Genomic DNA, 12,834 nt, shown 5'->3' on the forward strand with positions numbered 1-12,834 from the left:
GATTAGGAGTTTTTGTTTTGGTTATGATTCTGCCAATCCGACAGATTTTTGTAGGCATTTTCAGACATGATAATTCCGTTATCTACGATCACCCCAATTGCTAAGGCAATTCCTGTAAGTGACATGATGTTGGAGGAAAGGCCAAAAGCATTGAGTATAATAAACGCAATGGCTATCGTAATTGGAATTTGAATAATAATACTCAAAGCACTGCGCCAATGAAAAAGAAAAACAATGACAATAATTGCCACTACAATCATTTCTTCAACCAGTTTGGTTTTTATATTTTCAATTGCTGCCTCTATTAGCGTACTTCGATCGTAAGATGTTTTTAGCGTCACTCCTTCCGGAAGACCTTTTTCCACCTCCTTCATTTTATCTTTAACATTATTAATGACTTTATCAGCATTCTCACCGTAGCGGGCGACGATAATTCCACCAACTACTTCACCTTTGCCGTCAACATCAAAAATACCAGTCCGCAAATCACCACCCATTTGCACGGAAGCAACATCTTTCACACGAACTGGAATACCCTGATTATTGCCCACGGCAATACTTTCGATATCTTCAATATTTTTTATGTAACCAAGACCACGAATGATATAGGCCATATCTGCCATCTCGAATTTCCGGCCGCCGACATCATTATTATTGGTTTTCACCGCCTTCATCACGTCCAGTAAAGAAATATTGTAATATTGCAATTTTACCGGATCGATCACGAGTTGATACTGCTTTTCGAAACCCCCGAAAGAGGCGACTTCTGCAACGCCGGGAACGGTTTGCAAAGCAAATTTTATATACCAATCCTGCAACGCACGCTGATCTCCCAGATCCATATTCGGTGCGTCTAAATGATACCAATAAACGTGACCAACACCAGTTCCATCGGGTCCCAGAGTTGGGGTTACATCTTGCGGCAATAATCTTTGTGCATAATTGAGCCGTTCCAGAACTCTGGTTCTTGCCCAATAAATATCTACGTCATCATCGAAAATGACATAGACGAAACTCATCCCAAACATGGAAGTCGCCCGAATGTTTTTAATTTTTGGAATCCCTTGTAGATTGCTGACCAAAGGAAAAGTAACCTGATCCTCGATGATCTGCGGACTTCTTCCCATCCATTCCGTGAAGACGATTACCTGATTTTCACTCAAATCAGGAATCGCATCAATCGGATTATTTCGGACGGCAAAAATCCCCCAGATAAACAAGCCTGCGGCAATCAGCAGTACAAAGTATCGGTTTTTAAGAGATAATCTTATTAAATTTTGAATCATATCTTTTACAGTTTACTTAATTTCCTCCTGCACTTCTCCACAGGTAAGCATTCCTTTACCGTAGTAAGGATTCTTCACCTCTTTAGAAGAACTTAACCAATAAGCACCTTTGTTGTCGTTATACATTGGGCAGAAAATTTTATAGACCGGTTTCGCGGTACCAAAAGTTTTTGCCAAGTCATAAAAATCTTTGCTCAGCATATCCATATGCTCCCGCTGATGTTCTATATTTCCTCCATTACTTTTAATATGTTCTGCATGCTCTTTAATGTCTGCTTCGAGATCTGCATACTCTTTTTTCTGGTCGGCAGGAATGGTGGTTTTATCTACTTTATTTAATGAAGTCAACATATTGGTGGCGACGGCCACTGCTTTTTTATCATCATCTGAAGATAAAGCATCTGCCATCTGCTGATAATTAGTATACAGATTAGAAAAATCTGTTTTTGAATTTTTAGGTGCATTAGTTACTGGAACGGGAGTATTGCTTTCAGTCATTTCGGTATTTCCCATGGATTGCATGTTTTGCATTTCCATACTATCCGAACTATTATGGTTCATTCCTTGCATGTCCGACGACATCATTGTTTCAGTCTTGGATTCTTTATTTTCTTTACATGAAGTAAGAAAAAGTACAGAAACGGCGAATACTGTTGAAAATAGAGCTTTCACTTTGATTGATTTTTAGAAATTAATTTTACTGTTATTGATGGATAGAATAGACCATTTAACAAATTTTTACGAATTACCTATCCTAATCGCAAACACAATCTTGTGTGAAGCAAACGGGAATTAGCTATTTAAAAGTTTGATAGATGGATTTGAGATTTTGATGACAGCCTTTGATAAAGAATTGCTTCTTCTCATAACTCTTAATAGTATAATGAAAATGACAATCAAAATAAATATTTGAATATCTTCCTATACTAAAATCTGAGAAGAAAGTAGGGTGTTCCCGAAAGAATATAAGAACGGCTGTACAAGGATATTTATCCTATTTTTGGCGGTTGCCAAATGGGATGAAAGCCGACAGAAAAGTGGGAATTTAAATAATAGAAATTATCTTTTTTTAGAACTAAAAAAAACAGGTTATTTTTCATTTCAAAAAACGGGACATCACTAAGAAAAGTAAATCCACCCGTACTTGAAGTTGAATTGCAATTGCCATTACAATTATTATGGGTACAATTGTTAGATTCTTTATGACAACATTTTTCTTTACAGTTTCCACTTTCGCAGGAATCATCTATTTTAGAAAATGTAGCCTCAGATTTGACATTTGTTTTTTCAGTACTATCTATCTTTTTACTATTAGTGGAGCAAGCATAGGAAGATGCAGGCACAAGGAACAATCCCAATACGAATAAAAATGATATTTTATTGTAATAATTGAATAACATTTAAGATCAATAGAACTACAAAGTTAATAATAAACAAGCTATAACAAGGGGATATTACTAAAAAGATTCTTTATTTCTTCCTCCAGGCAGATAAAGTTATACAATCCAATAATTTTAAAATATTTAATTCAGGTATTAAATAAGTGAACATTGGTTCAGAAACGAATCCACTTCTATTTTTAAAATTCTACAAATGCATCACCAAAAAAAACTTTAATATGCTCTTTACCTAAAAGTAGTAGAAAAATTACAATAAATCCTAAAACAGCCACCCTTTTAGCCACCCTTAAAAATAAAAAACCTCTGATAATCAACGATTACAGAGGTTTTTGGTACCCGGTGCCGGAATCGAACCGGCACATCTTGCGATACTAGAGTTTGAGTCTAGCGCGTCTACCAATTCCGCCAACCGGGCTTTTTAAATTGGTGTGCAAATATAGAATTATTTTTTATCTGAGAAAAATAATTTACGCATTTTATCTTTAAAATTCGATCGTAAGTCCATCATATGCCAAATGCATCCCCGCTGGAAGTTCACTTTCAGTTTTCTCGTGCAGATCCATGTGGTGAGATATGTGCGTGAGAAACATTTTTTTTGGCTGCAATTCTTTAAATAATTGCTTTACATCAGGTAAAATAAAATGTGCTGGATGAGGTCCTTCTTTCCGAATGCAGTTTAATATCAAGTAATCCAAATTTTTGAGTTTTTCTTTTTCCTCATCTGAAATAAAACTTGCATCCGTCAGATACGCCAGCTTCTTAAACTTAAACCCAAAAATAGAAATAGTAGAATGCATCACTTCAATGGGAATGACTTCGGCATCGAACAAGGTGAAAGATTTCGTGATCTCATGCAGATTGAAGGATGGAGCTCCCGGATATTTCACATCGGCAAAAGCATAAGGAAAACGCTCTTTCACTTCATCTCCTACTCTTTTGCTGGAATAAATATCGATATTTTTTCTATTTTTAAAAATCAAGGGACGTAAATCATCGAGGCCTATGATATGATCATTATGCTCGTGTGTAAGTAAAACTGCATCAATTTGTTCTTCCTTGTTTTGCAGCATCTGAAGACGGAAATCTGGACCGCAATCGATCAATATTTTCTTGCCTAAATCGGTACTGATAATAACTGAGGAACGAAAACGCCGATCTTTCGGATCAGCAGATTTGCAAACGTCACAATGGCAGCCTATTACAGGAACACCTTGCGAAGTTCCAGTTCCTAAAAATTTCAACTGCATTTTTTTGAGGTTGGTTTAATTTTGGTAAATTTACAAAAAATTAGACTTGCCCGTGATTCACCAGAAATTAACACCTAAACAGAAAGCTTTAGCGATCAATTTAGACCCTCACATTTACGGTACATTTGCCGAAATTGGTGCGGGTCAGGAAACAGTTCGCCATTTTTTCCGGGCGGGTGGAGCATCCCAAACCATTGCGAAGGCGATGTCTGCCTATGACAAAGACTTCAGTGATGCTATATATGGAAAGGAAGTACGCAATAGATACGTTACCCAAAACCGGTTGCGCAAGATGTTGCGATACGAGGTTTCTTTAATAGAAGAACGTGTTTCCCGCGAAACTTGTCCTGGTCGCAAATTTTTTTCCTACGCAAATACGGTAACAACCATTAATTTCGACAAAACGATGAAAGGTCATGGTTGGGTCGGATTACGGTTTCAGCTTGATGAAAATGATGATTATAACGAGATTGTTCTTCACGTAAAATTTAATGAAAATGATGCGACTTTACAGCAGGAAACATTAGGTGGACTTGGTGTAAATTTAATCTACGGTGCTTTTAATTACAGCGATAATCCTCGTAAGATGATCAATTCACTCTTTGATGATATCAATAATGATAACCTTGAAATTGATATGATCGACTTCAGCGGACCTGCGTTTAATTATGTTGATAACCGCTTGATGAGTCTTCAACTTGTAAAAAACGGGATGACCGATGCTGTGATTTTTAATTCTGAAGGCAATAATATGTTGCCCGCAGATATTTTATACAGAAAGAATATTTTTGCTGTTCGGGGAAGTTTTCGACCTGTGACGTTGGTTAATATTGATATGTTTTTAAAAGGTTTAGAAATGTTCAATAAGGATTGGCAATGCAGTACCGACGAAACTGAAGTATTATTTGAAATTACAATTTCCAATCTTCGTGCTGCTGGTGATATCGATGAGCGTGATTTCCTGGACCGCGTTGATGTTTTAGGGAAACTTGGATACACTGTAATCATCTCCAATTTTTCTGAATATTACCGTCTTATCGATTACTTTGCCACGTACACGAACGGCAAAATCGGCGTTGCGATGGGAGTTAACAACCTTTTGGATGTCTTCGATGAAAACTACTATAAAAATTTGTCAGGTGGCATATTGGAAGCGTTCGGAAAGTTCTTCCGGAAAGATATGCGCGTTTATCTTTACCCGTACAAAGATCCGGAAACTCATGAATTGTTAACTGCCGATAATCTAAAGGTTGCTGACAGTTTGAAAGAATTGTATAAATATTTTAAACACAATAATCGAATCGTCGATATCAAAGATTATAATCCGGATTATTCGGAAATATACTCCCGTGTTATTTTAGAAAAAATTGCGAATCACGTTTCTGGGTGGGAAAAAGAAGTTCCGGAAGGCGTTGCAGAATTGATAAAAGAGCGTGGAATGTTCGGTTATAAAGAAGAATTAAAACTAAAAGAATTTATTTAAATAAAATACAATGTCAGAAATTAAAAAACGTCTTTCGATTATATTAGAAAGTCCAAAAGATAATACAGAAGAGAAACTTCAAAAGGTTTGTCATCTACTCGACCAAGAAATCTCCTACTTTAACTGGACCGGATTTTACTTTAAAAACGGCGACAAAGAAGAATTGATTTTAGGACCTTACGTTGGTGCTCCTACCGATCATACAATTATTCCTTACGGAAAAGGAATTTGTGGTCAGGTTGCTGTGTCTAATGAAACCTTTGTAGTTCCGGATGTTCATGAGCAAGACAATTACTTAAGTTGTTCAATCGACACGAAAGCTGAAATAGTAGTTCCTATTATGAAAGATGGGCAAAATCTTGGACAAATTGATATCGACTCTCACAAAGTAGATCCATTTACTGATGCAGATCGTGAGATGTTAGAATGGTTGTGTGACGAAGTTGCTAAGATTATGTAATCAAATTTGATTTGAAATAAAAAAAGTGTGGATTTATAGTAAGTCCACACTTTTTGTTTTTATTAGGAGTTTTTTTATCCTGCCAAATCAGCAATTCCTTTTTTATCTAAACGGTAAACCGTCCATCCATTCATTGGTTTTGCTTGAAGAGATTCATAGAAGTCGATGGCGGGTTGATTCCAGTTGAGAACCGACCACTCCATTCTGCCACAGTTTTCTGCTTTTGCAATTTTTGTCAGTTCGATGAGTAAAGTTTTGCCATATCCTTTTCCGCGGTGCTCTGGCTCTACATAAAGGTCTTCTAAATACAAACCTGGTTTTCCTACAAACGTTGAAAAATTATAGAAATACAAGGCAAATCCAGCTGGAATTCCATCTTCTTCGCCAATGATGACGTGTGCGAATTTTTTTACAAATATATTTTCCTGAAGTTCCTCTACCGAAGTCACCACTTCATCTTCCATTTTTTCGTAAACGGCGAGTTTTTTAATAAGATCAAAAATTATTGGTGTGTCTTCTGGTGTTGCTTTTCTAATGGTGAACATTTTTTTTAAATTTTAGAAATCAAAGTTACTTATTTTCAAAGAATTTTCTATTGAAACTTGGTAGTAACTAGCCCCGATTGAACGGCCTGTTTGAGCTCTTTTTTTTCGGTGTTGGCAAAGGCGCTGGCGAAAAAAAGCGAGTAGTGAAAGCGGGATTAAGCTCCATAAAAAAACCTTTGAGAAATTCTCAAAGGTTTAGTTTTATATTTTGGTCTTCTGAAAATTAAATTTCAGTATTCATATCCCAGTTTTGAAGATAATCGTGAACGTGTTTCAGGAACATTCCTCCCAAAGAGCCGTCTACAACACGGTGATCGTAAGAATGTGACATGAACATCAAATTACGGATTGCAATCACGTCGCCATCTTTCGTTTCTAAAACTGCAGGTTTTTTCACAATCGCACCAACGGCTAAAATCGCAACTTGAGGTTGTGGAATAATCGGTGTACCCATTAGGTTTCCGAAGCCTCCAACATTAGAAATCGTGTAAGTTGCACCTTGCGTATCTTCAGGTCTCAATTTTTTATTACGTGCGCGGTAGGCCAAATCGTTGATCGCTTTTGCCAAGCCGGAAAGGGAAAGTTGATCTGCATTTTTAATAACAGGAACAATTAGATTTCCGTCTGGAAGTGCCGTTGCCATTCCGATATTGATGTTTTTCTTTTTGATGATTTTATCACCATCTACAGAAACGTTGATCATCGGGAAGTCCTGAATTGCTTTCACAATTGCGTGAACAAAAATCGGCATGTACGTCAATTTCTCGCCTTCTCTCTTTTCGAAAATATCTTTGTGTTTCGTTCTCCATCTTACTACATTGGTAACGTCAGATTCGATGAACGACGTAACATGTGGCGAAGTGTGTTTGCTCTTCACCATTGCATCAGCGATGATTTTACGAACGCGATCCATTTGAATTACTTCGTCACCCTCATTTAATTTCATGGGCGCAGAAACCTGAGCCGCAACTTGTGGAGCCGGAGTTGCTGCTATAGAAACTTGTGCTGTGGCTACTTGTGGCGCTGCAGGAGCAGTTCTGTTGGCTACGAATGATAATATATCTTCTTTGGTAATTCTTCCGTCTAAACCGCTTCCTTTAATAGATTGCAATTCGTTGTCAGAAATTTTTTCGTTTTGGGCGATTGATTTTACTAACGGTGATAGGTATAAATCGGAACCTTCGAAACCGGTAGCAGTTTTTGAACTTTCCATTGCTGCTTCCAAACCTTTTACAACGTCGGAATCTACATTTGGAATTTCAGTTTTCACTTCTTCCACAGATTTTGGTTCTTGAGGTTGATCAGCCACTGCATCACCAGCGCCGGCAACTTCTAAAATTGCGATTGCTTCACCAATCTTTGCAACTTCATCTTTCTGTTTCAGGATCTTAATGATTTTCCCCGAAACTGGAGTCGGAACATCGGAATCAACTTTGTCGGTTGCAATTTCTACAACGGAGTCATCTTCCTTTATGGAATCTCCTTCATTGAACATCCAACTGATAATCGTCGCTTCCATCACGCCCTCTCCCATCGATGGAAGTAGTAATTTATATTCTGCCATTTTATATTTCGATTTTCACAAAGATAAAAAATTTTCCCATTAGGAAAAAATGAATTTTTAGGGCATTTTTTTGATTTTATTTCAATAATTATGTTTTCTATTTTTACATTTGTCTAAATATTTATCTTAATGAAAAACCTGCATATTGTAGCCTTATTCCAATTCAAAGAAAATGATCTGATGGACGCTTTGGAATTACTGAAAAAATTAGTTTTTGAAACCCGAAAAGAAGAAGGTTGTTTACAGTATGACTTGATCGAAGACAATACGAACAAAGGCGTTTTCTTTATTGTGGAACTTTGGGAAAGTGAAGAACATCATCATCAACACAATGGTACAGATCATTTGATGAATTTCAGAAATCAATCGGCGTCGATGTTGGAGAAATCAGCACAAGTATATAAAGGATACAAAACTTTCTAAATCATGAAGAAGGTTTCATTATTATTCTTCGTCTTATTTTCTGTTTGTGCCTTTTCTCAGAAATATACAAAGCAAGAAATTTCACGCATTACGGAAGGGAATATCGATTCTGCACTGGTTATTTTTCAAACGTCAGATTCTTTGCAGCATCGAGTTTTACTCGATCATTCCATGGACGCGAATCCAAAAGATCAATACACCAAGATTTTGGTCAACCGAATGAAACTTGCCCTTCTTTCTACAGGAAGCGGTGTCGGAATCGCAGCACCCCAAGTTGGGATCAACCGGAATATCATTTGGGCAAAACGGTTTGATAAAGACGGTAAACCGTTGGAATATTTTATCAATCCCAAAATTCTTTGGCGTTCAGAAGTTTTGAATTTTGGTCCAGAAGGCGATTTATCCATCGAAGTTTTCAGAGATTATTTTTACAGAAGTCAAGTCATTCAGTTGGAACATTTTGATTTAAATGGAAAGAAACACACTGAAATTGTGGAAGGTTTTACTGCGGTTATTCTGCAGCACGAAATCGATCATCTTTCCGGGATTTTAATATCTGATAAAATAGAAAATCAGAAAATGAAGACTTATGAAAAAGTTGAGTTCTATAAGGAAGTGAAGTGATTTTTTAGTGCACAGATTTCACGGATTTACACAGAAACGCTTAAAAGCATTTTCTGTAAACTGCTTTATTCAGTTCAATTTTACAAATAAAAAAAATCACCTTTAATCGGGTGATTTTCTATTCTATTAAATCCGTGAAAAGTAAGTTCGACGGAGTCAAATCTGCGAGAATAAAAACGTTATAAATTTTTTGTAAAAATTAAGCCGCCTTTATTAAAAAAGAAATTCGTGCATTCGTGGCAAAAAAATCAAAGCGTGTTTTATTAAACAATCTGCGCTTCAAAAACGTCACAGAAATGTTTTTTAATTTTCTCTTTGACTTCAGCCATTTCTTCTTCCGAGAACTCTCTTTCCAATTCTCTTTGCAAAGAAGTCACGCCTTTATCTTTAATTCCACACGCAATAATATATTCGAAATAACGCAAATCGGTATTTACATTCAAAGCCAAACCGTGCATCGTCACCCACTTTGAGGTCTTCACACCCATCGCACAAATTTTTCGCGCATAAGGTTTTCCAACATCCAGCCAGACGCCGGTTTCGCCTTCACTTCTTTCGCCAGTCAAACCATATTCAGCAATCGCTCGAATAATCACTTCTTCCAAATTCCGCATATACAGAAAAATATCGGACTTAAAATTATCCAAATCCAAAATCGGATACCCCACAATCTGCCCGAAACCGTGATACGTAATATCTCCGCCGCGATTCGTCTTTACATAAGTCGCATTAATTTCCTCCAACTTTTTCGCATTCGCCAGCATATTATGTTCGTCCCCAGATTTCCCAATCGTGTAAACATGCGGATGCTCCACAAACAATAAATAATTCGGCGTTTCTACCTGTTCATCGTCAGTTCGGTTGCGATTCTCCAGTTTCAAATCGATGATTTCCTTCATCAATTTCTCCTGAAATTCAAAAGCCGGTTCATAGTCCATCAACCCTAATTCCTGAAACTGCAAAGTTCTATTCTGTGTGCTTGTCATTTTATTTTACTTTTTAGGACAATCCCCTCTCCGATGCTTATCCAGCCGCTTGGGTCGGGCTATCCGTTGCAATTCCTCGTTTCGACGCTCGCTTCGCTCGCGCCTCTACTCCGGGATTTCCACTTCTATCCCTATTGCGAGACTCCGCCTCTTTTCACGTTTAGTTTTACGATTAAAGATTAGTGAAAAGTCCTTTAAATTTTTTGTTTTCTTTCGAAAATCCTCTTAATTGCATTTATCTTTTGTGTCTTTTGTGTCTTTTGTGGTTTAAAAATTTATGGTCTCAAATTTATAAAATTAATTTATTATGCTACGAATAAAATCTTCTCCTTTTTTTGTCCAGTCATCATTATTCAGCAAAATATTCACGAAAGCTGTCCCGATAATTCCGCCATCTGCTTTTTCGGTAACCTTATCAAAATCAGATTTATTTTTAATTCCAAACCCAATCATCACCGGATTTTTCAAACCTAAATTCGCCAGTCGATTCAGATATTGTTCATTGTTGATTTCTTTTGCCTCATTTCCTGTCGTGGAAGAACTTGAGACCGCGTATAAAAATCCGGAACTTAAAGAATCCAAATATTTAATTCTTTCATCAGAAGTTTCTGGCGTCACCAAAAAGATAAAATTCAGATTGTTTTTTTCTAAAATCGATCTGTAGTTTTTCTCAAATTCCACGGGCGGTAAATCGGGAATAATCAAGCCAGAAACTCCAGACTCTTTACATTCTTTACAAAATTCTTCAAATCCAAAACTTAAAACCGGATTAATATATCCCATCAAAATAATCGGAATATTCATTTCTGATTTTACTGTTTTTAATTGACCAAAAAGTTCCGCGATGGTCATTCCATTTTTCAACGCGATTTCATGTGCTTTCTGAATCACGGGTCCATCTGCAACCGGATCTGAATACGGCATTCCGATTTCGATATAATCTGCTCCGGAATTTTGGATTAATTTTAAAATTTCAGTCGTGTCTTTCAATTGGGGAATTCCCGCTGTGAAATATATATTGAGTTTTTTTTTCATATTATAACGTAAATCTGTTAACAAATAAAATTAAATAGTAGAGAAAAATAAAAAGTAAAATACTCATCAGTAAAACATAAAAGATGTGTTTTAACAAGTGATTTGGATTGATGTTCTTTTGAATATTACTTATTTTTTTTAAGCCTTCCAAAAACGGGATGCGATTCAACCACAAAATAAAAAAAACCAAAAGTTGTAACGTAATTGCACTGAAAAGTGCTGGGATTTCATAAAAGTAATCTTGTAAAATAACATTAATCAGTATTGAAGAAATCAGCAAACACCCAACAATTCTTGTCTTGGGAATAAGCAACAATATTGCTCCCACTACTTCAAATATTCCTAAAATAATAACGTACGGCTTCGAGTAGGAATAAAAATTCCACATAATTTTCATCCCAGCAAACTGATCATTATCAAACCCATGGAATTGCCAATATTTACCTAATCCAAAGATAACCATGATTCCTGCAACATAAAGTACACAGGACCATTCAAATAGATTAAAGAACTCCTTTTTAGTAATCATAGGTCTAAACGTGTCAGGTAAGTTTCCATATCCTTATCTCCCCGTCCACTCAAACAAATCACGACAACTTCATCTTTTCCAAAACTTTTCTTTTCCAAAACTGCCAAAGCATGCGCAGATTCCAAGGCCGGAATAATTCCTTCAATCTGCGTCAGTTCAAAAGCAGACTTCAAAGCTTCATCATCAGTAATACTGAAAAATTCTGCTCTTTTTCCGGTGGCTAAATTTGCGTGAAAAGGTCCAATTCCAGGATAATCCAGTCCAGCAGAAATCGAATGTGGTTCGATGACTTGTCCGTCTTCAGTTTGCATGACCAAACTTTTACTACCGTGCAAAACTCCTAGAGTTCCCAAAAAAGTAGTCGCTGCAGATTTGCCCGAATGAATCCCAAAACCACCCGCTTCGGCCGCAATAATTTTCACACTCGGTTCATCAACAAAATGGTAAAAAGTTCCCGCAGCATTACTTCCGCCTCCAACACAAGCGATTACAACATCAGGATTTTCCCGTCCGATCTTTTCCTTTAACTGCCATTTTATTTCTTCCGAAATCACACTTTGAAACCTTGCTACCAAATCCGGGAAAGGATGCGGACCAACCACACTTCCAATAATATAATGCGTTGTGGTGGCATTATTAATCCAATCTCTCAACGCTTCATTTACAGCATCTTTCAAGGTTTTAGATCCAGAGGTCGCAGGAATAACCGTTGCACCCAACATTTTCATTCTACCAACATTTGGTGCTTGCCGAGCAATGTCAACTTCTCCCATGTAAATAATACATTCTAAACCAAGTAATGCACAGGCAGTCGCAGTTGCAACGCCGTGTTGTCCAGCGCCAGTTTCTGCAATAATTCGGTGTTTCCCTAATTTTTTTGCCAGTAAGGCTTGCCCCAAAGCATTGTTAATTTTATGCGCACCAGTATGGTTTAAATCTTCTCTTTTCAGATAAACTTGCGTCTGATATTTTTCGCTCAAATTCTTTGCAAAATATAACGGAGTAGCACGACCAACGTAATTTTTCAACAAGTCTTGGTATTCTTCCTGAAATTCCTCCGAATTAATTATTTCTAAGTAATTATGTTGAAGTTCCTCTACATTTGGATATAACATTTCCGGCACAAAGGCGCCACCAAATTCGCCGTAATAACCATTTTCATCTGGGTTTCTATATGTTTTCATTTTTGTATTTTTCTTTTTATAAAGCCACGAAATGGCGATTTAACGAAGGATAGGATGAAATCCTATTC

At 36.8% G+C, this 12,834-nt stretch carries 13 protein-coding genes and 1 tRNA gene; 4 read left to right on the top strand and 10 right to left on the bottom strand.

All coding sequences use genetic code 11. The features are described from left to right. Positions 1–2: 2 nt before the first annotated feature. The 4 genes from LC814_RS12495 to LC814_RS03240 form a co-directional block, all read right to left on the bottom strand. Positions 3–1,286, bottom strand: a complete 1,284-nt coding sequence (locus LC814_RS12495) for an efflux RND transporter permease subunit (RefSeq protein WP_262903723.1) — start codon at positions 1,284–1,286, stop codon at positions 3–5. Between the two features lie 12 nt (positions 1,287–1,298). Beyond that, a complete protein-coding gene (locus LC814_RS03230; RefSeq protein ID WP_226064921.1) occupies positions 1,299–1,958 on the bottom strand; it encodes a DUF3347 domain-containing protein in 660 nt (219 codons plus the stop codon). Between the two features lie 1,058 nt (positions 1,959–3,016). Further along, positions 3,017–3,101, bottom strand: a tRNA-Leu gene (locus LC814_RS03235). Positions 3,102–3,168: 67 nt separating this feature from the next. Further along, positions 3,169–3,933, bottom strand: a complete 765-nt coding sequence (locus tag LC814_RS03240) for an MBL fold metallo-hydrolase (protein ID WP_226064922.1) — start codon at positions 3,931–3,933, stop codon at positions 3,169–3,171. Between the two features lie 55 nt (positions 3,934–3,988). Here LC814_RS03240 and LC814_RS03245 point away from each other — a divergent pair, with 55 nt between their 5' ends. Both LC814_RS03245 and LC814_RS03250 read left to right on the top strand, forming a co-directional pair. After that, a complete protein-coding gene (locus LC814_RS03245) occupies positions 3,989–5,416 on the top strand; it encodes a TonB-dependent receptor (protein ID WP_375373403.1) in 1,428 nt (475 codons plus the stop codon). A gap of 10 nt (positions 5,417–5,426) precedes the next feature. Then, a complete protein-coding gene (locus LC814_RS03250; protein WP_226064924.1) occupies positions 5,427–5,876 on the top strand; it encodes an XrtF-associated fRMsr-like GAF protein in 450 nt (149 codons plus the stop codon). A gap of 74 nt (positions 5,877–5,950) precedes the next feature. Here LC814_RS03250 and LC814_RS03255 read toward each other — a convergent pair whose 3' ends face one another. Together LC814_RS03255 and LC814_RS03260 are read right to left on the bottom strand one after the other, a co-directional pair. Continuing rightward, positions 5,951–6,421 (bottom strand): GNAT family N-acetyltransferase, encoded by a 471-nt coding sequence (locus LC814_RS03255; RefSeq protein WP_226064925.1) that lies wholly within the window; start codon positions 6,419–6,421, stop codon positions 5,951–5,953. A gap of 223 nt (positions 6,422–6,644) precedes the next feature. Next, positions 6,645–7,985, bottom strand: a complete 1,341-nt coding sequence (locus LC814_RS03260) for a dihydrolipoamide acetyltransferase family protein (RefSeq protein WP_226064926.1) — start codon at positions 7,983–7,985, stop codon at positions 6,645–6,647. Between the two features lie 129 nt (positions 7,986–8,114). Between LC814_RS03260 and LC814_RS03265 the strand changes: the two genes are divergently transcribed. Both LC814_RS03265 and LC814_RS03270 read left to right on the top strand, forming a co-directional pair. Further along, positions 8,115–8,408, top strand: coding sequence for a putative quinol monooxygenase (locus LC814_RS03265; RefSeq protein WP_226064927.1), 294 nt, complete (start codon positions 8,115–8,117; stop codon positions 8,406–8,408). A gap of 3 nt (positions 8,409–8,411) precedes the next feature. After that, on the top strand, positions 8,412–9,032 hold the full coding sequence (locus LC814_RS03270) for a peptide deformylase (protein WP_226064928.1): 621 nt from the start codon (positions 8,412–8,414) through the stop codon (positions 9,030–9,032). A gap of 263 nt (positions 9,033–9,295) precedes the next feature. On the opposite strand, the gene lipB is transcribed toward LC814_RS03270, so the two are convergent. From lipB to trpB, 4 genes are all read right to left on the bottom strand, one after another. Next, on the bottom strand, positions 9,296–10,018 hold the full coding sequence (gene lipB / locus LC814_RS03275; protein ID WP_226064929.1) for a lipoyl(octanoyl) transferase LipB: 723 nt from the start codon (positions 10,016–10,018) through the stop codon (positions 9,296–9,298). A gap of 297 nt (positions 10,019–10,315) precedes the next feature. Further along, positions 10,316–11,053, bottom strand: a complete 738-nt coding sequence (gene trpA, locus LC814_RS03280; protein WP_226064930.1) for a tryptophan synthase subunit alpha — start codon at positions 11,051–11,053, stop codon at positions 10,316–10,318. Position 11,054: 1 nt separating this feature from the next. After that, positions 11,055–11,582, bottom strand: coding sequence for a hypothetical protein (locus LC814_RS03285; protein WP_226064931.1), 528 nt, complete (start codon positions 11,580–11,582; stop codon positions 11,055–11,057). Beyond that, the gene (gene trpB / locus LC814_RS03290) at positions 11,579–12,766 is read right to left on the bottom strand and encodes a tryptophan synthase subunit beta (RefSeq protein ID WP_226064932.1); all 1,188 of its coding nucleotides are present in this window, start codon (positions 12,764–12,766) and stop codon (positions 11,579–11,581) included. Before trpB ends, LC814_RS03285 begins: the two co-directional genes overlap by 4 nt. Between the last annotated feature and the right edge of the window lie 68 nt (positions 12,767–12,834).

The sequence above is a fragment of the Kaistella polysaccharea genome, from assembly GCF_020410745.1.
GTDB lineage: Bacteria > Bacteroidota > Bacteroidia > Flavobacteriales > Weeksellaceae > Kaistella > Kaistella polysaccharea.

Excerpts from the sequence above, each read along its gene's own strand:
- LC814_RS12495 (WP_262903723.1), bottom strand. The coding sequence starts at position 1,286 with ATGATTCAAAATTTAATAAGATTATCTCTTAAAAACCGATACTTTGTA.
- LC814_RS03240 (WP_226064922.1), bottom strand. The coding sequence starts at position 3,933 with ATGCAGTTGAAATTTTTAGGAACTGGAACTTCGCAAGGTGTTCCTGTA.
- LC814_RS03250 (WP_226064924.1), top strand. The coding sequence starts at position 5,427 with ATGTCAGAAATTAAAAAACGTCTTTCGATTATATTAGAAAGTCCAAAA.
- LC814_RS03255 (WP_226064925.1), bottom strand. The coding sequence starts at position 6,421 with ATGTTCACCATTAGAAAAGCAACACCAGAAGACACACCAATAATTTTT.
- LC814_RS03260 (WP_226064926.1), bottom strand. The coding sequence starts at position 7,985 with ATGGCAGAATATAAATTACTACTTCCATCGATGGGAGAGGGCGTGATG.
- LC814_RS03265 (WP_226064927.1), top strand. The coding sequence starts at position 8,115 with ATGAAAAACCTGCATATTGTAGCCTTATTCCAATTCAAAGAAAATGAT.
- LC814_RS03270 (WP_226064928.1), top strand. The coding sequence starts at position 8,412 with ATGAAGAAGGTTTCATTATTATTCTTCGTCTTATTTTCTGTTTGTGCC.
- lipB (WP_226064929.1), bottom strand. The coding sequence starts at position 10,018 with ATGACAAGCACACAGAATAGAACTTTGCAGTTTCAGGAATTAGGGTTG.
- trpA (WP_226064930.1), bottom strand. The coding sequence starts at position 11,053 with ATGAAAAAAAAACTCAATATATATTTCACAGCGGGAATTCCCCAATTG.
- LC814_RS03285 (WP_226064931.1), bottom strand. The coding sequence starts at position 11,582 with ATGATTACTAAAAAGGAGTTCTTTAATCTATTTGAATGGTCCTGTGTA.
- trpB (WP_226064932.1), bottom strand. The coding sequence starts at position 12,766 with ATGAAAACATATAGAAACCCAGATGAAAATGGTTATTACGGCGAATTT.